The sequence below is a fragment of the Micrococcus sp. EYE_212 genome (assembly GCF_023147585.1).
Lineage (GTDB): Bacteria > Actinomycetota > Actinomycetes > Actinomycetales > Micrococcaceae > Micrococcus.
In genome coordinates this window covers 176,885-195,286 of sequence record NZ_JAHXOZ010000002.1, presented here as the reverse complement: position 1 = coordinate 195,286, position 18,402 = coordinate 176,885, and the positions used below count along the sequence as shown (strand labels likewise).

Here is an 18,402-nt window from a genome sequence, read left to right as displayed (position 1 = left end):
GCTCACATCACGGCGGCATGACGCCGCAGATGGGCCACCCGGCGTGCAGTCGTCGACTCGAAGTCGTTCCGTCCCACGAGATCGAGGCCTGCACGCCGGGCCCGCTGGAGGAGGGCGGGATCGTCCAGGATGCGGACCAGCTGCTGCAGCAGGCCCTCCACGTCACCGCGGCGGGTCGCCCACCCGATCCCATGCTCCCGCACGAGCGGCGTGAGAGTGGCGTTGTGGAAGCCGAGCACAGGGGCCCCAGATCCCAGCGCCTCGACATAGGTGCATGACGGGTCGCCTTGCTGATGCGGCAACACCATGAGATCCACGCCTTGGCGGACGTCGTCGAGCCAGTGGGTGCGGAAGTCCCGGAACCCTCGGAACTCCATCCACGCCTCAGCCCCTGCCCGCAGGTCCTCCTCAAGGGGTCCGCTGCCGAAGACGCTGAACTCGACAGGCAGTCCTGCCGACCGGGCGCGCCGTGCCAGCTCCACTGCGTATTGCGGCCCCTTGATGGGATCGAGGCGGCCAGAGAACGCCAGCCTCAGGGGGCGATCCCCGTTCCACGCCTCGACACCATTCGCGGCGTGGACGTCGGCCCGCGTGATGCGGTGGTCCATGTAGGGCAAGGGATCCGCGGTGAGGGGCCCGTAGGTCTTGATCGCTGCAGGACCATTGCACTGCAATGACCGGGCGGCACGCGCCTGCTCCCGGATCCCCCGCTCGACCCTCACCAGCCCGACGGCCGCCCGGGCCAGGGGCAGCCCCTTCAGTGTCGCCCGGTAGATCCCCAACCGGATCCCGTAGTTCACCTCCGCGGTCAGCACCGCAGGGGTCCGTGCCGCCGTGAGACCACGCCACGGCGCGGCCAGCAGGCCCGTGACCAAGTCCAAGCCCTGGGCATCGATGGCCTCTGGTTCAGGCTCCGCCTCCACCACGGCGAAGGGGAGATCCGAGAAGGCGATGCGCGAGTGCGCCCGCAGCATGGGGGTGTCCACCGAGATGACAGCGGGGGCGATCACCACCAATTCCCCCGGCCAATGACGCGCCGTCGCTTCCAGAGCCGAGTAGCCGCGCGCCTCCATCAGGACACTGTCCCCGTGGGTCAGGACAGGGCCGGGGAGCACATAGCCCAGCCGGGCCGACTGAGGAGATCGGTGGGAGGGACCCATCACCGCTCCTGCTCGTATTCGTCAGCGGGAATCGCCAGCCACTCGGGAAGGAGCAGAGCAGACTCGCCGTAGGGGTAGTGGCGGCCGAAGAACAGCGGCGCCACCACCCGCTCCGGACGTTCCCCCCTGGGGCGTGAGGTCGCAAGGTACCCCGCCCAATAGGAGAAGGTGGAGTTGGCCAGGATCAGACGCCTCGCCGCCGAGAGCTGGGCGAGATCCTGGAACATGTCATGCGGTTCCGGCATCGTGGTCACGGATGCATCCCCGAAGAGGTCGCTGAGGTTCTCGACGCACCACGCCGGGTCGTCGGAGACCAGGACCACCGGCGAGTCGGCCGGGGCCCCCAAGGCCCGCAGTGCAGCCGAGAGATAACCGCGGATGTTCATCCCGTACTTCGCGCGGTGCTCGGGAACGCTGTAGTAGTCGCCCCGCCGGACATTCACCACCGTCGCATCAGGCACCACCGTGCCCCAACGCCGGGGGAAGTCCGACCCCGCGAGGAGGACCTCCCTGCAGAACGCCTTGAGGTCCGGGTAGAGGAAGTCCTCGTTGATGTCGTGCCCCCACTCCACGGTGCGCGGCTGGAGGAAGGAGACATCCTCTTCCTTGACCGTGAGACGCCACAACGCCGGGAACTCCTGGAGCCAGGGCTGCATCTTGGGCTTGTATCGCACCACCCACGTCGTCCCGGTCGCGCGGTGCCTGGCCCACGCGGTGGCCCACAAGAAGAGGAAGTTGCCCCCGTTCATCGGTTCGTTGCCCCAGATCACCGCGGGCTCGCGATGACGCACTGTCCTCAGCGCCAAGGCGGCGAGATGACGGGGGGCGTGGGAGATGCGCATGGACGTCGCCTTCCGTGGGGAACACGGTCATGGGGAGTGGCCTGCCATTCATGGTGCCGGCGGTTCCAAGGCCACGGGTCGCATGGGGCCCCAGGGGGCCGATACGCAACACCCCCGATTGTCGCATGGCGGGCGCCCACGGCTCCAAGCGCCCGCTACAGTCGTGCCCATGAAGGGCATCATCCTGGCCGGAGGCACCGGTTCTCGTCTGCACCCCATCACCCACGGCATCTCCAAGCAGCTCGTGCCGGTGTACGACAAGCCGATGATCTACTACCCCTTGTCCACGCTGATCCTGGCGGGCATCCGAGACATCCTGATCATCACCACCCCCCAGGACACGGAGCAGTTCCAGCGGCTCCTGGGCGATGGATCGAAGTTCGGCGTCTCTTTGACCTACGTCCAGCAGCCTTCGCCGGATGGCCTGGCCCAGGCCTTCATCCTCGGCGAGAAGCACATCGGCGCGGAAAAAGTTGCCCTCGTCCTTGGTGACAACATCTTCTACGGCCCCGGCATGGGCCAGCAACTTCGGCGTCACACGGAAGTGGACGGGGCCACGGTCTTCGGCTACTGGGTTGCCGATCCCACGGCCTACGGCGTCGTCGAGTTCGATGGGACGGGCAAGGCCATCTCCCTCGAGGAGAAGCCCGCAGAGCCCAAGAGCAACTACGCCGTCCCCGGCCTCTACTTCTATGACAACGACGTCGTGGAGATCGCCAAGAGCCTGAAGCCGTCCAGCCGGGGCGAGCTGGAGATCACCGACGTCAACCGCACCTACCTCCAGCGGGGAGCCCTCAATGTGGAGGTGCTCCCCCGAGGCACCGCCTGGCTGGACACCGGCACGTTCCGCGACCTCAATGACGCCTCCAACTTCATCCGCACGATCGACTCCCGCCAGGGCCTCAAGGTGAGCGCTCCGGAGGAGGTGGCCTGGCGCCAGGGGTTCCTCTCTGACGACGAGCTCCGGGAACGGGCGATCCCACTGGTGAAGTCCGGCTACGGCGCCTACCTGCTCGAACTCCTCGACTCGGATCACTGAGCCGGTCATGAGCGGCGCTGCCTTCCATCGCCCCTCCGGCGCCCGGCACTCGACCAACGTCGGCATCGTCCTCGCCCTCGTGGTGCTGACCATCGGCCTCCCGGCCGCCGCCGCTGCCGCCGCCGGCGCCCTCTGGATCCCCCACAACGACTCGTGGGCGCACTCACGGATCGCGGCAACGCTCGCCGAGACGGGGACGCTGCAGCTGATCGGCTTCAATCGCGCAGCGATGGTGGGGATGATGGCACCGCTCGGGCCCCTCGGTGCCAGCATCGTGGCACAGCACCTGTTCGTCATGGCGTGCGGCAGCGCCGTGGTGGGCTTCAGCTACGCTCTCGCCCGCCAGTTCCTCGGGCGTCGGGCCGCCGCGCTGGTGGCGGCGACCGTGGGCGCAGCACCCGGCTTCGCGCTTCTGAGCACGTCATACATGACAGACGTGCCGATGATGGCAGGGATCTCCGGGGCCCTCTACTTCGGCTCACGGTTCATCAGTGCAGGGAGGCCCCTTCATCTGGCGCTGGCTGCCGGATTCGGACTATGGGGCGTCACGGTCCGCGAGCAGGCCCTGGCCGCACTCGTCGCCGTACTCGCGGCCGGATTGGCATACCGCAGGGATCGTCGCGCAACGAGCGCGCTCATCAGTTTCCTCGCCCTCACGCTCGTCATAGTCTTCGAAGTATGGCGCCGCTCCCAGGCGGGGGACGATCCTCCGCAGCTCGGGCTGGGGCTGGGCTACGCCCTGCGCGGCACCGCTATGGGGTCCATGACACTTCTCTTCGTCTCTTCGCCGGTTCTGCTGGGAACGCTCCGTCGGGCTGGCGGGAAGACTCGGATCCTCATGGGCGCGGCCGCCGCCTTGGCCGGAGGAGCCCTGCTCGGACTGCTGGGGCCCGGCATGCTGTTGGGCAACTACTTCACCCTTGACGGCGCCTACCTGGCGATGTTCTACGGCACACGCGAGACCCTCCCGCAGGCGTATTTCTGGGGCGCTGGCCTCCTGGCGGTGGTCGCCCTCGTGGCCCTCGCCCTGCGCACGAGTGACGTTCTCCTCCTGTCACGGCGGGTGGGACGTGGGCGCATGACCTGGGGTCATGGCCAGACGGCACTGCTGGTCCTCTTCATCGCCCTGTACCTGGGCGGGACCTTCCTTCAGACGTTGAGCGGTCAAGGGATCTTCGAACGCTATTTCTATCCGGTGATCGCACCCCTGGCGATCCTGGCACTGCGTGGAGTGCGCCTGGACCGGGTGCGGACCCTCCTGGCAGTCAGCGCCCTGGCCTTCGTGAGTCTGGGTTCAGCGGCCATCGCCCTCCACACCTGGACCAGCACGGGCGCGGCGTGGCGTGCGGCAGAATCCCTCGTGGCCGAGGGTATGGATCCGAGGGACGTCGACGCCGGTTTCGCCTGGGTCGGCTACCACTCGTCCTCCGCTGTGGCCCCGCAGCCGGTTCGAGACGAGGCACTCGGCGGCTGGACCCTCTTCGAGGATTCGCGGCAATGTGCGCTCGTATCGCTCGCCACGCCCACCGGAGAGACCTCCGACGTCACCTCCGTCCCCTATTCCCGCTACCTCGTGGCGGGCCGCGACCAGGTTCTCATCGAACGACTGCCCGCGTGCCGCTGACCTCCAACCGGAGCCGGTCTGCGACCACCTCGCCCACCGCGGCCCATGTGAGAGTGCGTGCATGAGCCTGGGCGCGCTCTCCCGCCGCTCGGGCCGCCGCGGGATCCGCCATCCTCAGCATCGCCGCGGTGAGGGCACCGGCGTCCTCGGGATCCACGACTTCTCCCCCTCCCCCGATCATGTCTGCGGCACCGCCGACGGTGGATCCGATCGAGGGCATCCCTGCACTGGCGGCCTCGGCGTAGACGATGCCAGCCGGTTCGAGACGGCTGGGGACCACGAGGCAGGTGGACTGCCCGAAGAGGGCGGCAAGCCGGGCCTGCGCCGCCGGGTCTCCCATCGGCATCGGCCCGTGGACCCGGACGCCGGGCTCTTGGACTCCTGGAATCCCGTGGCCGACCAGGTGGAGCCGAGCCTGCGGGTGAAGACGGCGCACCGCCCGGAAGGCTCGGAGGACCATCTCACCATTCTTGCGCGCCCAGTCGTTGCCGACGAAGAGGAAGGTCGGCGTCTGCCAGTTCCGCTCCGACGGGGCAGGCGCCGCACGGTTGATGCCAAGTCCCGTCGCACAGACCTTCGCCGGGTCGATACCGTAGTCCTCCACCACTGAGCGTGCGGACCAGCGCGTGGCCATGAAGCACACAGCAGCGTCCTCATATGCCCGCCGCTGCAGCCTCTCACGCCCTTCGGCGACGCGGGCTGGCAGAGATGCGAACGGGCCCCATCGGTGGCGCCGCGCCTGGGCCACCGTCATGTCCTCGAAGGTCGCCACCACGGGATGCTCCACGCGGTAACCCGTGCCGATCTGCAGCACCGCATGGACGTCCCGGGGGATGCGCAGGCGAGCGACGGCACTCACCAACTGCGCATACGGAGCGCCCTGCCGGGTCACCCCGAGCAGGTGCTCTGGCGATGGGCGGAGCCGGCCAGCCACGGCCCGCGTCCACACCCGCGCCACAGCCGCCGGAGGCGTGAGGTCCACCGGGCGGACATCGACGTCGGCAGCACGGAGTCCTGCCACAAGCCCGGCAGGGGTCCCGGACCAGTGGCGCGGATCAGTCGGGTCTCCGGGGTAGGCCACCGCAACGGTGAGGGGTGCTCCACCTCGTGGTGTTGAGATCATTCGGGGGTGCTCCTCAGGTCGGGGACGGCGCACGGCCGTCACGTGGCAACTCCTCGAGCCAGAGCCGGGGGTGGGGCACGCAGGGGCTCGGCGCGTGCTGTCAGCGTCTCACTGTGGAAGAGCCCCGGCCATGACGCAGACGTCCGATGAGATCCACCGCCCGAGAGGCCTTGCCGACGACCTCGGCCTCGCGCGCGTGTCGGCGAGCCAGGCGCCCTGCAGCGGCATGCCACTGACGCGTTCCGACCAACGGAGCCAGGATCCGGAAGGATTCCTCAGCTTCCTGCCGCCGGAAAGCTTGGAATTCAGGCGATCGTGCGGTCGTGGACATCTCGGTGCGGAACCGTGGCCCCAGAAGCTCGACACTCGGGTACTTCTGGACGAGCAGGAGCCACGAATCGCCGCCCCACACCTTGATGCTCTCCGGGATCGGCACATAGTCCTCCCGACGGAGCATCATGCAGGTGCCGAACCCACGGCGCAGGGAGTAGTCCGATGCCAGCCGGTGTCTGATCCGACCACCGGCGAAACGGCCGAAGGCACGTGGAGAAGGTTCCACCAATCCGACATTCCCGTCGGCCAACAGCCGGGCCGCGTAGGGGAAGACGTCGTCGCTGAACAGCACGTCGTCGTTGACGATGGCCAGGTACTCGCCCTGAGCCGCCGCGGCCCCCAGATTCCATGCCGGGTTCACGAAGATGTTCTCCTCCTGCTGGAAGACGCGCACTTTCGGCGAGGGCCAGCTGAGAGGGGAGGGCGCGTTGTTGATCACGAGCACTTCAAGGACGTCGTCGTGCTCCGCACACTGACGGACCAGCGCGTCCAGGTCGTCCGACCGTTGGAGCGTGGGGATGATGACCGAGAATCGGCCGGTGCCGGGGGCGCGCATGGGCATCAGCTTAAGACCAATTCCCTGCGCGGTTCATCGGCAGAGGACTCCCCGAACCGAGGAACTCGATCTCCTCCAGGATGGCTGCCGCGAACTCCTGCTCGGAGAACCTCCCCGCATGCCTACGCATGGCCAGGCGATCCCACTCGGCTGCCCGGACCCTCCTCACCCCCTCCGCCACCGCGTCCACTCGGGGTCCCGCCACGAATGTCCCGTTCACACCCTCCGCGATCGTGTCCAGGTAGCCGCCTGCACGCAACGCCACCGTCGGCACGCCCCACGCACTCGCCTCCAGCGGGGTGATGCCGAAGTCCTCATGGCTGGCCGCCACGAGTGCCGTGGCGTGGGCGTAGGCCCAGCGCAGCTGGGCGTCGCTGAGATCCTGGCCGAAGACCACATTTGGCCCCGCCATCTCCTTCAGACGGGCCTCCTCCGGCCCTTTGCCGATCACCAGCAGGTTCTGCCCGGTCCGTTCAGCGGCCTGGATCGTCACGTCCACATGCTTGTAGGGCATGAGCCGGGCCACCGAGAGCAGGTAGCCTTCCTCTGCGATCCGTTCAGCCCCGGGAATGGCCTCCTGCGGCCCGTCCACGTCCACCGAATGCGGGGGGAAGACGATCGGCACCTCCCTCATCCCGTAGACGTCCTCGATGCGACGCTTCACCACGGTCGAGTTGGCCACGTAGCGTGATCGGCGCCGGACGGCCGCGCGGTCCCACCCGCGCAGACCCGGGCGCAGGACGCGGGCGATCCGGCCCTTGATGCTGTTCCGACCTCCCTCGCCCAGGTAGTCGTCCAGCAGGTACACCCAGCGCGCGGGCGTGTGGCAGTAGACGAGCGTGGCGCCGTCGTAGCGGAATCCGTGCGCCCAGCCGGAGGTTGAGACGACGGCGACCGGTTCCTTCACGTGCATCAGCGAGGAGGCCAGGGGCAGCAGCGGCAGTGCTCTCCGCGGGTCCGTCCGCAGGAGCCCCACCCGGTTCAGGGGTGAGGTGATGATGTGCGCGTCCTTGAACTCCGGGAAGGTTCCCTCGGGGTCGTAGAACGTCGTGTAGATGGGCGCGTCCGGCCACATCCGGTGCAGGGCGAGCACCACCCGTTCCGCCCCGCCCTTCTGGGTGAGGTAGTCGTGGGCGATGGCGATCTTTGCGGGGGTCTGTTCCGACATCGTGTCCCCTCAGATGGCCCGTTGCGCGCGGTGGGGGTGGGCCCGTCCGGCCTCGGCGGCACCCTCCACCTGGAGGGCGATGAGTCGACGGGCGAGCCCCCGGGGCAGGTGGTCCGCGACGGCGTCGATCAACGCACTGGAGCGCGTGAGCGTGGCTTCGGTGGTGCCCAACGCCACCAGGCGCACGGCAGCACCCCACACGCCTCGCGGAGCACCGATGGTGCCGAGCGGTGCTGCCCCGTGCTTGCTCACGAACAGGTTCCGCGCGGCCGTGCCGTGCAAGGCCCGCACCGCCTTCGAGTGCGTCGTCACGGCGGCGGCGTGGTGCCGCGTCTCCAGCTCGGGGCGGATCACCACGGGATAGCCTGCCGCGTGCAGCCGGTAGCCGTAGTCGATGTCCTCCCACCCGTACTGTCGGTAGTCCGGGTCGTAGCCGCCGCTCTGCTGGTGCAGGGCACGGGGGACGGACACGTTGCCGGCCCAGTGCCGCCACTGCTGATCCGCCGGCAGCGCATACGCGTGTTCGCGGTGCAGGACGTCCTGAGCGTCACCGTAGGCGCGCTGATACGGGGTGGGCTCCAGGACGTTCAAGTAAAGCCCGATCGCTCCGCCGGGCCCGCCCGAGTGGGCGGCCACGTGGTCCCGGATGTAGTGAGGTCCGGGCTCCAAGTCGTCGTCGGCCCGGATGAGGATGCGGCCGGACGTCGCGTCGGCACCTGCGTTGAGCGCGGCGACCCGTCCGCGGTTCTCGGGGAAGACGGTCCAGCTCAGGTCCAGGCCCGGATGTTCCGCGGCCAACTTGGCGAGCACCGCTTCCGACCCGTCCACGTCCCCGTCCACGACCACGTGGACCTCGAACGGCGGGGCGTCCTCCTGCGCGGCGAGCGCGCCGATCAGGCGCGGCAGCCGCTGGGCTCCGCCCCGGCTGGGGACGATCACGCTGGCCTCGGGGGTCAGGGGTGTCTCGGTCATGAGTCCTCCGCGGGGGTCATAGGGACAGGTCATCCAGGAGCTCGGCGACGGCGGCGCGGCCGGCCTCAGGTGAGAACAGCGACTCCCAGCGGCGCCGCTGGGAATGGGCCACCGCCCCCAGATCGACCGCGCGCACGGCCCGCAGGCAGTCCGCGAGCGCGGCAGCGTCCCGCTGCGGAACAACGAAGGGGTGCCCGCTGCCGACCACCTCGGGAACGGCCCCCGCATCGGAAGCCACCACCGGAACGCCCGCGGCCATCGCCTCGGCCGTCACCAGGCCGAATGACTCCGCCACATGAGACGGTACGGCCAGCACGTCCACGGTGGCCAGGAACTCGGCGGTGTCCTGCCAGCCGAGCACCTGGACGTCCTCGCCCGCCGTCTTCAGGGCGGTGGCGAGCCGCTCGGCCTCGTCATCCGCCACGAACCGGCTCTCCCCCGCGACGCGGAACACGAAAGCACCCGGGTCGGTCTTCCGCAGCAGCGCGGCGGCCTCCAGCAGGGTCACGATGCCCTTGTCCTCGGACAGCCGGCCGAGGAATCCCACGGTCACCGGCTCATCGGCACCGCGGGCCCGCCCTGTCTGCGGTGCCGTCGGGGCCGGGACCCAGTTGTGGAGCACGCGGGCCCCGCGGATGCGGTCCGCCGCGAATCGGGAGGGCACGAGGACCGCGAGCGCACCGGGACGCGCCAGGGCGGAGAACACGCGCAGAAGCGGCTTCTCGGGCACCTGGTGCAGGTGCACGATCCGGCGCGGCCGACCGGCCAGCGCCGTCGCCGGCAGCAGCCCGTTGCACCACGCGACGTCGTCCCCGCCTCGGCCACGGTCCCAGGCGCGGAGAGCGCGCAGATACCCCAGGCGTCCGGGCCCACCCAGTCGGACCACGTCGAAGCCGTCCGCGGCCAGGCGATCGGCGGTCTCGGCCGGGTGCGCCGGGGCCACGACGCCCACGTCCCGCCCGATCTCGCGCAGGGCCGTGGCGAGGTGGTGCAGCATCACCTCGCCGCCGCCCACCTCACCCTGGTTCGCCAGGATCCAGATGCGTCCGTTCATCGGGCCGGCTCCCGGGATCGGGGATGTCCGGTCCGCGCGTCCATGATGGAGCGGACGCGGGTCAGCCCCCGCTTGGCCGCGCGGCCGAGGTGCTCCTCGCCGTACCTCTGCAGGGCCCAGGCGAGTACGGAGACCACGGCCAAGGCCACGAGCATGGCCATGTTCCGGCCTACGTATGGCCATAGAGCATGGATGACCAGATAACCGGGAATGACGTGGATGATGTACAGGGAGTAGCTGATCCGGCCGTAGAACTGGAAGGGCGGCGTTGTGAGGAGCCACGTCCTTCGTCGGAGGGCCACAGCAGTGAACAGGGTCGCCGCTGCCAGCACCCAGAGACCAAGGGTCATGTCGCGCAAGACGAAGGGGCTCACGACAGCCGATGCATAGGCTGCGGCCACCGCTCGTCGGTGGCGACCCGTCTCCCGTGCCAGGAACACCACCATGCCCAGGACGAACATGGGCGCATACTCGGCAACAGTGATGTTGTTGACGAGTTTGACCCACGTGGGGTCCCCCGCTGGGCGTGGCGCCGCGGCCTGTGAAGTCACAGCCACCACCGTCCAGGACAACACAGACCAACCCAGGCATGCCCACAGGACCAGACGGTCCGACAGGCGACACCGGCTGAGGATGAGGAGGGTCAAGACAAGTGCGTAGAACTGCATCTCGACCGCCAGGGTCCAGTAGACGTCGACCACATCGTCGACCAGCAACCATCGTTGGACCATCGTGAGATTGACGAAGATCTGCCCCGGACTCAGCGAGTACCCCGGCACCTGAACGAGGGCGAGGATCACCACGGCGAATGCAAGCGAGAGCCAGTACGGCGGGTACAGCCGCGCCACTCGGGAGATGACGAAATCGCTGGGACGCGAGGCACGGCGCGCGGTCATGAGGATCACGAAACCGCTGATAAAAAAAACAGCTGGACCCCCGTGCCACCCCAGACGAAGTCATGAAAAGCCGGGGGATCGTCGCGGTAGTGGAAATTGTGCGTCCCGCCGAAGTGCGAGAACACCACGGCCAGCGCCGCGATCCCCCGAAGGCCGTCCAGCTCCCGGAACCGGGGCCCCGGCACTCGCTTCTCGGCCGGGGCCACCGACGCCGATCCCGGCTCGTTCGGGCTTGCCGCGGTCATCGGTGCCCGCCCTTCCCCGCCCGGCGCCCGAGCACCTCGAGGGTCGCCTCGGCGGTGGCCCGAGCCATGGTCTCCACGTCGCCCACGCGCACCTCGCCCGGGCCGTCGGCCGCGGCACGCACGACGGCGTCAGCGATGGCCGCCGGGGTGGTCTCGTGGACCAGGCGCTCAGGCGGCAGGATCTCTCCGTTGCCGCCCACATCCGTGGCGACGGCGGGCAGGCCGGCGGCCGCGGCGTCGAGCAGGGTGTAGCTGAGGTTCTCCCAAGAGGAGAGCTGCACCAGCACGTCGTGCTCGGCCATGGTGCCCCACGGCTCCACGAAGCCGGGCAGGTCGACCGCATCCGCGACGCCGAGGTCCTCGGCCTGCGCACGCAGCGCCGCCGCGAGCGGCCCGGTGCCGGCCAACGTCAACCGCGCCCCGGGGTCGCGCTCCAGCAGGGCGGGCAGTGCGGCGATCAGCCGGTCGAGGTTCTTCTCGGGGGCCAGCCGGGACAGGGAGAGGATCCGCAACCCCTCCCCCGGTGCGCGCCGCTGCCCCGCGGCCGCGGCGCGCACCGCGGGCCCGTCCACGCCGTTGCGCACCACGGTGAGGGGCGCCCCCGCGCCCCATTTGCGGCGCAGCACGTCCGCGGTGGACTGCGCCACCGCGATCACGAGGTCCGTGCCGCGCAGCCGGGCGCGGTGCGCGGCGTTCTTCACCCGGGCCGCCGCGGCGCGGTTGTACAGCCCGTCGTCCGGGGCGATCCCGTGCTCGGTGCTGAGCAGCGCCGGCGCACCGGCCCGCCGCAGGGCCCGCCCCGCGCCCAGCGCCGTGAAGGCCGCGAGGTCGGCGTAGGCCAGGTGCGTGTGGACCGCGGCCGGGCGCAGGGTGCGCACCGCCGTGCGGAGCGTGCGCACCGAGGCGGCCAGGCCGGCGTCGGGCCCGACGTCCCCCGTGAACACCGCCGCGCCCTGCTCGCGCAGGCGCTCGGCGAGCGGCCCCTCGGGGCAGAGCACCCCCAGCCGCAGGCCGGGCAGGCCGACGCGTGCGACGTCGAGGACGTGCCGGGCCACGCCGCCGAGGTCGGCGACGGGCACCACCCAGAGCGTCAGCGGGGCCGGGGTGGTCGTCGCCGCCTCCGGGATCACAGCCACTGCTCCAGGCGGTCCAGGGCCGTCCAGAAGCCCTCGCCGTTGTTGATGTGGCCCTGCCAGATCTCCGGGATGAAGCTCACCCCGGGCGCCAGGCGGTCCAGCTGCTCGCACAGCACGGGCCAGTCGACGTCGCCCTCTCCGATCTGCGGCCCCTCCCCGTCCACACCGGTGGCGTCCACGAGGTGCAGGTGGATGGTGTGCGGGGTCAGCTTCTCCACCATCTCCGAGAAGGGGATCCCCAGGAACGTGGCCGAGAGCTTGGAGTGGGAGATGTCCAAGCACAGGGGCACCCCCGTGGCCTCCACGAACGCCACGGTGTCGTCCGGGTCCATGAAGAGGTTGTGGTACTGCTGACCGCCCATCAACCATGGGAACGGCGGCAGCGTCTGCGCGGCGATCCGGATGCCGGAGGTGTCCAGGCGCTTCACGGCCTCGGCGATGCGCTCGTACTTCGGCAGCCGCTCCTCCGGGCGGATGTGCCGGTCCAGGGTGAACCCGCCCATGGTGATGACCATGATGGGCTCCTCCTCGGACGGGAACCAGCGCTTCAGGTCCCGGGTGATGTCGATCGTGCGCTGCACCTCGACGATCGAGCGCTCCCACACGGCGTCGTCGTCGCTGGCCAGGTCCACGAGGAAGTCGCCGGAGAAGATGTCCGGCAGGTGGGTGGTGAAGCCCATCGGCATGGGCTCGGTGAACACCGAGTCGATGTCGATCTCGAGGTCCTTGTAGGAGAAGTGGAACTCCAGGAAGTCCGGGGTGCAGTCCTTCGTCAGCGCCGCGACGTCGTGATAGCGCACCGGTAGGCCCCAGGGGCGCCGGAACTGAAACTGGCGCCCGGTGGGCACCGTGTCCGTGAGGTCGCCGGCGAAGAAGAAGTCGCCCTCGGCCATCTCGCGGTGCAACGTGCGGCCGACCAGGCGCGGCAGCTCGTTGGGCTGCAGGCCGCGGCCCGGGGACTTCACGGTCACGTCGTCCGCGGTGATCGTGGCGCCGGCCCGCAGCGGACGGGCCGCCACCAGGGACTTGGCCAGGTTGATGCGGTTCATCGCCTCGCCCGTGGAGACCACGCGCTCGTTCCCGACGCCGATCGACTCCTCGATGTCCCGGGTCTGCCGCACCATCTGCGCGAACTCCTCCGGCAGCAGGGAGACCTTGTGGTCGTTGCCCTCGAGCCCGCGGTCCACGGTGAAGTGCTTCTCGATGATCGCGGCGCCCCGGGCCACCGCGGCCAGGGCCACGTGGAAGCCGCGCTCGTGGCCCGAGTAGCCCACCGGCGTCTGCGCGATCTCCGCGAGCCGGTCCAGGTAGGCCAGATTCACGTCCTTGTAGGGGGCGGGGTACGTGGACTGGGCGTGCAGCATCGCGAAGGGGACGCCGGAGGAGCGCACCAGGGCCGCCGCCTCGCGGATCTCCTCCTCCCGGGACATGCCGGTGGAGAGCACCATCGGCAGGCCGGAGGCGGCCGCGTCCCGCAGCAGACCGTGGTTCGTCAGGTCCGCCGAGGCGATCTTCACGCCGTCCACCGGGTACTCGCGCAGCACCCGCATGGACGGGGCGTCCCACGGGGTGCACATCAGGGCGACACCGGCGTCCCGGACGTGGTCGAACACCCGCACCATGTCCTCGGCGGAGAGCGAGAACTTGGCCAGCTCGTCCAGGGTGCGCTGGGCCCCCAGGTCCTCACCGGCGGTGGCCGCACCGGACTGCCGGTACAGGGCGTCCATGTCCCGCAGCTGGAACTTCACGGCGTCCGCGCCCGCCACGACGGCCAGGTCCACGAGACGGCGGGCCAGGTCCACATCGCCCTGATGGTTGTTGCCGATCTCCGCGATCAGGAACGCCGGGTGGCCCTCCCCGATCCGGTGCCCGCCGATCCGCAGCTCCGCCTCCCGGTTGATCGCCAGGGCCGTCAGGCGGCCGCGCTCGTCCAACAGCGGCAGGTGCAGCGCCCCGGTGGGCAGGGCCTCGCGCATCTCGGCCGGGGAGGCGCCCAGGGGCGCCGTCGCCGGGTCGCGATGGGCGACGTCGGCCGCGGCCACGTCCAGCGACGCCTCCGGCCGCGCCACCAGCCAGCGGCGCACGTCCCCGTCCGTCAGCGAGCCGACGAGGAAGCCGTGGGAGTCCACCACGAACACGGTGCGCTCGCGGTTGTCGGTCATCTTCTGCAGGGCGGCCAGGAGCGAGTCCTCGGGGAAGACGAGATAGGGGGTGAGCCTGCGTTCGATGATCACTGCGTGCCTCCGAGGGTGCGGTTCGGGCCGGTGGTGGGGGTCTCGGCGGTGCGCGGGGCACCGAGGTCGGGGTGCTTCTGCAGCACCTTGTGCACGGCCAGGTACTGGTCCATCTGCTGCTCTGCGAGGGCGAAGTCGAGCTCGGTGTCGATGTCCACTCCCTCGAGGTCGTCCAGCTCCAGCATGCCGATCCGGCCGCCGAGGCGGTTGTGGAGCTCGTCGTACACCCACGGCTTCGTCAGGTAGAGCGAGCCGTTCTCCCGGAAGCGCAGGTCCGTGCGCGTCATGTCCTGACGGCGCTTGCGGTGCGTGACGTCGAAGTCCGGGATGGGGGCCGCCGCCGGGTCCGGTGCATGGCGCCACACGAACGGGGAGACCGGCACGACGCCGACGAGGGAGTCCACGCCGGTGGCGCGGAACTGCGCGACGGCGCGGTCCAGCGTGCCGGGCAGGCGCAGCGGGCTGGTGGCCTGGAGCAGCATCACGCCCTCGGGTTCGACGCCGGCCGCGCGCTCGGCCGCGAGCACGTGCTCGATCACGGGCTCGGTGGGGGTCGAGTCCTGGGCCAGGTGGGCCGGACGCAGGCCCGGCACGTCCGCGCCGTAGCGCGTGGCCACCTCGGCGATCTCCTCGGAGTCCGTGGAGACCACCACATGCAGGTCCGCCTCCGCCTCGAGCGCGGACTGAATGGTCCACGCCACGAGCGGGTGGCCGCCGAGCAGGCGGACGTTCTTGCCCGGCAGGCCGCGGGAGCCGCCGCGCACGGGGATGACGCACAGGATGCTCATGAGGCGCTCCTCCAGAGGTCGGCCGCGATGGCGGCGGCGGGATCGGGCGTGGGCGAAGCCAGCGGCGGCGTGGGATCGGGCCGGTGGCCCGGTCTCCAGCGGCGCATGCCGTAGCGCTCCCAGAACCCCTCGAGCCACGCCGGCGGGTCGGGGTGCGTGACCCACGCGGGCCGGCCCGACTGCGCCGCCTCCAGCACGCCCGTGGAGAAGACCGAGACCACGGGGCCCGTGGTCTGCGTGAGCGGGACGTCGGAGCGGTCGACCGTGATGCCCTGCGCCTCCCAGCGGGCGTGCTGCGCACGGGAGAGTCGGTCCTTCTCGGCCGGATGCGGGCGGTACACGGCACCGGTGACGCGGATGTAGTCCTCCGCCGCCCGGGCGAAGTCAGCACGGGGCAGCTCGGCGCCGTGCAGCTGGCCGAGGAAGACGCCGGGGCCCGCGGCGTCGGGGCCGGCGGGCCGGTGCGCCGCAGTCCGACGGGCGTCCTCCAGGAGGGCGGACCCGACCGCGCGGACGCGCACGTCGGCGCGGCCCTGCGTCCACCACGCGGCGTCCTCGGAGGTGAAGGCGTAGAGCGTGCTCTCGCGAGGCACCGGCGGGGTGGAGACGGCGAGCAGTCCGTGCTGCACCACCGCCACCTCGGCGCCGCGCTCGCGGGCCCAGCGCACGGCCGCGCGGCCAGAGGACAGGTACTCCCCCGCCACCAGCACGCGGCGCAGCCCTGCGAGGCGGGGCAGCAGCAACGGCCCAGCGGCCGCAGGGATCGGCGTCAGGCGCACGCCCGGGGTCCGTGCCCCCGGCAACGCCGCGATCTGCTCCGCGGTGGCCTCCCCGGGGAGGACCCATCCGACGCCGGCGGCAGCCTCCGGCGGCAGGGCCGCGACGGGCGCGGCCAGCGCGGCGAGCTGCGTGGGGCCGAAGGACTCCAGCGCCACGAGCGAGTGAACCTCCCCCTCGGGGAGCATCAGCATCGGGCTCTCGGCGCCGGCCGCGGTGCCCCGGGCGGCACGGATGGCAGAGCGCGCGGCGTCCGCAGCGCGCCGCGAGGCCGGCCACTGGGCCCGTTGCCACCGCTGCCACCGGGGCAGGTCCTCGGGCCTCCAGAACAGGGGGGCGTCAGCGCCGCCGGCCATCAGGTCCACCAGTCCTGCGCGGCGGCGGCGCGGTGCGCGAAGGTGTGCTCCGCGTGGGAGCGGCGGCGGCCGGCGGCGCGGATGCGCTCGCCCCACGCGGGCTCGCGCACCGCGCGGGAGCCCAGCTCCACGAGGTGCTCGGGGCTCTCGAACACGAGGACCTCCGCGCCGGGCTCGTAGAACTCCGCCACGTCCGCCCGGTCCACCAGTTGGAGCCCACCCATGCCGGGCACCTCGAAGGTGCGCATCGCATGGCCGGCCTGCAGGCCGTGGATGTTGATGGCGCCCGCGGCGGCCGCCTGCACGGCGTACGCCTCGTTGAGAGGGATGTCCCGTTCGGCCGGCAGGTCCGGCCGGGCCAGCTCCCACGTGCGCAGACGGTCCACGGGGTGGTGGCTCCACTGCCGGCCGTAGGCGCGCACGGGGACGCCCGCGGCGGCGAGGCGTTCGAGCAGCTCCACACGGTTGGGGTAGCGCGAGCCCACGAACACGAGCTCATCCCTCCGTTCGAGGGACGGCACCTCCAGGTCCGGGTCGAAGCCGTTGGGCAGATAGTGGGCGTCCACGCCGTCGGCCGTGAGCTCGTCCGCCTCGGAGCGGGCATAGCTCAGCACGGGACCCACGGTGCGCAGGAAGTCCAGGGAGTAGTCGTGACGGTGGAGGTCGTCGTAGAGCCACAGCATGCGGGGCACGCCGAGCGCTCGGACTTCGTCCCAGAACTGCTCGCCGAGGGAGTCGCCCTTGATGACGAGCACGCGGTCGGGCTTGGCCTCGCGCAGGGCGGCGACCGCCCGCTGGGTGTCCCACGCGACGCGGGCGGCCGTGCGGTCCATGCCGACCCTCTGCGGCAGCTCCAGGAGGGCCTTGTTGCGCAGCTTCATGGCAGGGGTGACGTACGCGTCGTAGCAGTGCACCGTGACGTCGAAGCCCTGCTGCGCCCACGCGCGGGCGATGGAGCGGTGATAGCCGTGGAAGGCGGGCGAGACGAGGAACAAGCGCTCGGTGCGGCGCCCTGCGGGCACGCCGACGCGGGCGGGAGTGGAGCCCAGGGGCGCGAGGACGGTGTAGGTGCGGGCGGTCATCGGCGGGTCCCCCGCCAGATCAGGCGCAGCTCGTCCTTCGCCACACGGCGCGCGTCCACGTCCGTGCCCCGGGCCTGCCGAAGGGCGTTGACGGCGAGGTTGGCACCCGTGGCCGCGGTGAGCGCGGCCCTGAGCGCGCGCGGCCGGCCGAACTTGCGGGCATAGCGGAACCGCGAGTCCACGAGCCACGCGCGACGCCGCAGCGGATCCGAGGAGCCGTGCAGGCCATGCGTGACGTGGATGGTGGGAATCACGATCGAGGGGATCCCCCGCCGGCGGAGCCGCTGCTGGAGGTCCACCTCCTCGGAGTTCATGAAGTAGGCCTCGTCGAAGCCCCCCACCGCGCGGACCTCGGCCATCGGCAGCAGCAGCACGGCGCCCATCACCCAGTCCACGGGCACGGGCCCGGTGGCCTCAGCCGCGTGCACGTCATGGCCCACGGCCTCGTGCAGCAGGGGCAGGTGGCGGAACCGGGCGAGCGGAGTGAGCCATTCCACGGTCTGGTGCAGCACCGTGGGGAAGTGACGCCCGGACCACTGAGGTGTCCCGTCCTCATTCACCACCTGCGGACTCACCACGGCCGGCTGGAACGGTGCCGCAGCGGCCACGAGCGCGTCGATCTGCTCGCCCGTGATGAGCGCGTCCGAGTTGAGCACGAGGGCGTACTCCGTGCGGACCTCGGCCAGACCGGTGTTCACGTTCGCGCCGAAGCCCCCGTTGGCGGGACGACGCACCACGGTGAGGCGGGCGTCGTCGCTGCCCGGGTAGGGCACGGGCGAGGCGTCATCGGCGACGACGACGCCGGCCAGGCAGGTGGACCGGGCCTCCAGGAGGGAGGCAGCGAGTGCCGCCGTGGGAGCCGGGTCCCCGTAGTGCGGGATCACCACCGTGACGGACGGTTCGGGGACGATCTCAGGCATGGGGTCCTCCGGCAGGCAGACTCAGCGGCGCGAAGGGTGCACGCTGCGGCTCCAGTATAGGCGGCGGGGCGTCGGCGGCCGGCGGCCAGCGGGCGCC

General features: G+C 70.9%; 15 protein-coding genes and 1 pseudogene. 2 read left to right on the top strand and 14 right to left on the bottom strand.

What is annotated here, in order from left to right; all coding sequences use genetic code 11:
• Positions 1-2 precede the first annotated feature (2 nt).
• A complete protein-coding gene (locus tag KZX60_RS02675) occupies positions 3-1,073 on the bottom strand; it encodes a glycosyltransferase (RefSeq protein ID WP_248115477.1) in 1,071 nt (356 codons plus the stop codon).
• 86 nt (positions 1,074-1,159) lie between these two features.
• Positions 1,160-2,002 (bottom strand): alpha-1,2-fucosyltransferase, encoded by an 843-nt coding sequence (locus KZX60_RS02670; protein WP_248115476.1) that lies wholly within the window; start codon positions 2,000-2,002, stop codon positions 1,160-1,162.
• A 169-nt stretch (positions 2,003-2,171) separates the two neighbouring features.
• Here KZX60_RS02670 and rfbA point away from each other — a divergent pair, with 169 nt between their 5' ends.
• Together rfbA and KZX60_RS02660 are read left to right on the top strand one after the other, a co-directional pair.
• Positions 2,172-3,041: a glucose-1-phosphate thymidylyltransferase RfbA gene (gene rfbA / locus KZX60_RS02665; protein WP_248115475.1), complete on the top strand. Its 870-nt coding sequence runs from the start codon at positions 2,172-2,174 to the stop codon at positions 3,039-3,041.
• Between the two features lie 7 nt (positions 3,042-3,048).
• Positions 3,049-4,665 carry a glycosyltransferase family 39 protein gene (locus tag KZX60_RS02660; RefSeq protein WP_248115474.1) on the top strand — a complete coding sequence of 539 codons (1,617 nt, stop codon included), beginning with the start codon at positions 3,049-3,051 and terminating at the stop codon, positions 4,663-4,665.
• Here the strand turns inward: KZX60_RS02660 and KZX60_RS02655 are convergent.
• The 12 genes and pseudogenes from KZX60_RS02655 to KZX60_RS02600 all read right to left on the bottom strand — a co-directional run bounded on the left by KZX60_RS02655 (position 4,637) and on the right by KZX60_RS02600 (position 18,305).
• Positions 4,637-5,524 carry a glycosyltransferase family 4 protein gene (locus tag KZX60_RS02655; RefSeq protein WP_248115473.1) on the bottom strand — a complete coding sequence of 296 codons (888 nt, stop codon included), beginning with the start codon at positions 5,522-5,524 and terminating at the stop codon, positions 4,637-4,639. The two genes, KZX60_RS02660 and KZX60_RS02655, sit on opposite strands and share 29 nt — an antisense overlap.
• A gap of 364 nt (positions 5,525-5,888) precedes the next feature.
• Positions 5,889-6,677 (bottom strand): glycosyltransferase, encoded by a 789-nt coding sequence (locus KZX60_RS02650; protein ID WP_248115472.1) that lies wholly within the window; start codon positions 6,675-6,677, stop codon positions 5,889-5,891.
• 10 nt (positions 6,678-6,687) lie between these two features.
• Entirely contained in the window at positions 6,688-7,845 is a 1,158-nt protein-coding gene (locus KZX60_RS02645) for a glycosyltransferase (protein WP_248115471.1), read from the bottom strand.
• 9 nt (positions 7,846-7,854) lie between these two features.
• A complete protein-coding gene (locus KZX60_RS02640) occupies positions 7,855-8,817 on the bottom strand; it encodes a glycosyltransferase (protein WP_248115470.1) in 963 nt (320 codons plus the stop codon).
• A 16-nt stretch (positions 8,818-8,833) separates the two neighbouring features.
• Positions 8,834-9,871, bottom strand: a complete 1,038-nt coding sequence (locus KZX60_RS02635) for a glycosyltransferase family 4 protein (RefSeq protein ID WP_248115469.1) — start codon at positions 9,869-9,871, stop codon at positions 8,834-8,836.
• A pseudogene (locus tag KZX60_RS02630) lies at positions 9,868-11,012 on the bottom strand (acyltransferase). The gene KZX60_RS02635 and the pseudogene KZX60_RS02630 overlap by 4 nt, the downstream one beginning before the upstream one ends.
• Complete coding sequence (locus KZX60_RS02625; RefSeq protein WP_248115468.1) at positions 11,009-12,148, bottom strand: glycosyltransferase; 1,140 nt, start codon at positions 12,146-12,148, stop codon at positions 11,009-11,011. Before KZX60_RS02625 ends, KZX60_RS02630 begins: the two are co-directional and overlap by 4 nt.
• Positions 12,139-14,382 carry an N-acetylneuraminate synthase family protein gene (locus KZX60_RS02620; protein WP_248115467.1) on the bottom strand — a complete coding sequence of 748 codons (2,244 nt, stop codon included), beginning with the start codon at positions 14,380-14,382 and terminating at the stop codon, positions 12,139-12,141. The genes KZX60_RS02625 and KZX60_RS02620 overlap by 10 nt, the downstream gene beginning before the upstream one ends.
• Positions 14,379-15,170 carry an acylneuraminate cytidylyltransferase family protein gene (locus KZX60_RS02615; RefSeq protein WP_248115466.1) on the bottom strand — a complete coding sequence of 264 codons (792 nt, stop codon included), beginning with the start codon at positions 15,168-15,170 and terminating at the stop codon, positions 14,379-14,381. Before KZX60_RS02615 ends, KZX60_RS02620 begins: the two co-directional genes overlap by 4 nt.
• Positions 15,167-16,303, bottom strand: coding sequence for an RNA-binding protein (locus KZX60_RS02610; RefSeq protein WP_248115465.1), 1,137 nt, complete (start codon positions 16,301-16,303; stop codon positions 15,167-15,169). Before KZX60_RS02610 ends, KZX60_RS02615 begins: the two co-directional genes overlap by 4 nt.
• Complete coding sequence (locus tag KZX60_RS02605; protein WP_248115464.1) at positions 16,303-17,385, bottom strand: glycosyltransferase; 1,083 nt, start codon at positions 17,383-17,385, stop codon at positions 16,303-16,305. Before KZX60_RS02605 ends, KZX60_RS02610 begins: the two co-directional genes overlap by 1 nt.
• Entirely contained in the window at positions 17,382-18,305 is a 924-nt protein-coding gene (locus tag KZX60_RS02600) for a glycosyltransferase (protein WP_248115463.1), read from the bottom strand. Before KZX60_RS02600 ends, KZX60_RS02605 begins: the two co-directional genes overlap by 4 nt.
• Between the last annotated feature and the right edge of the window lie 97 nt (positions 18,306-18,402).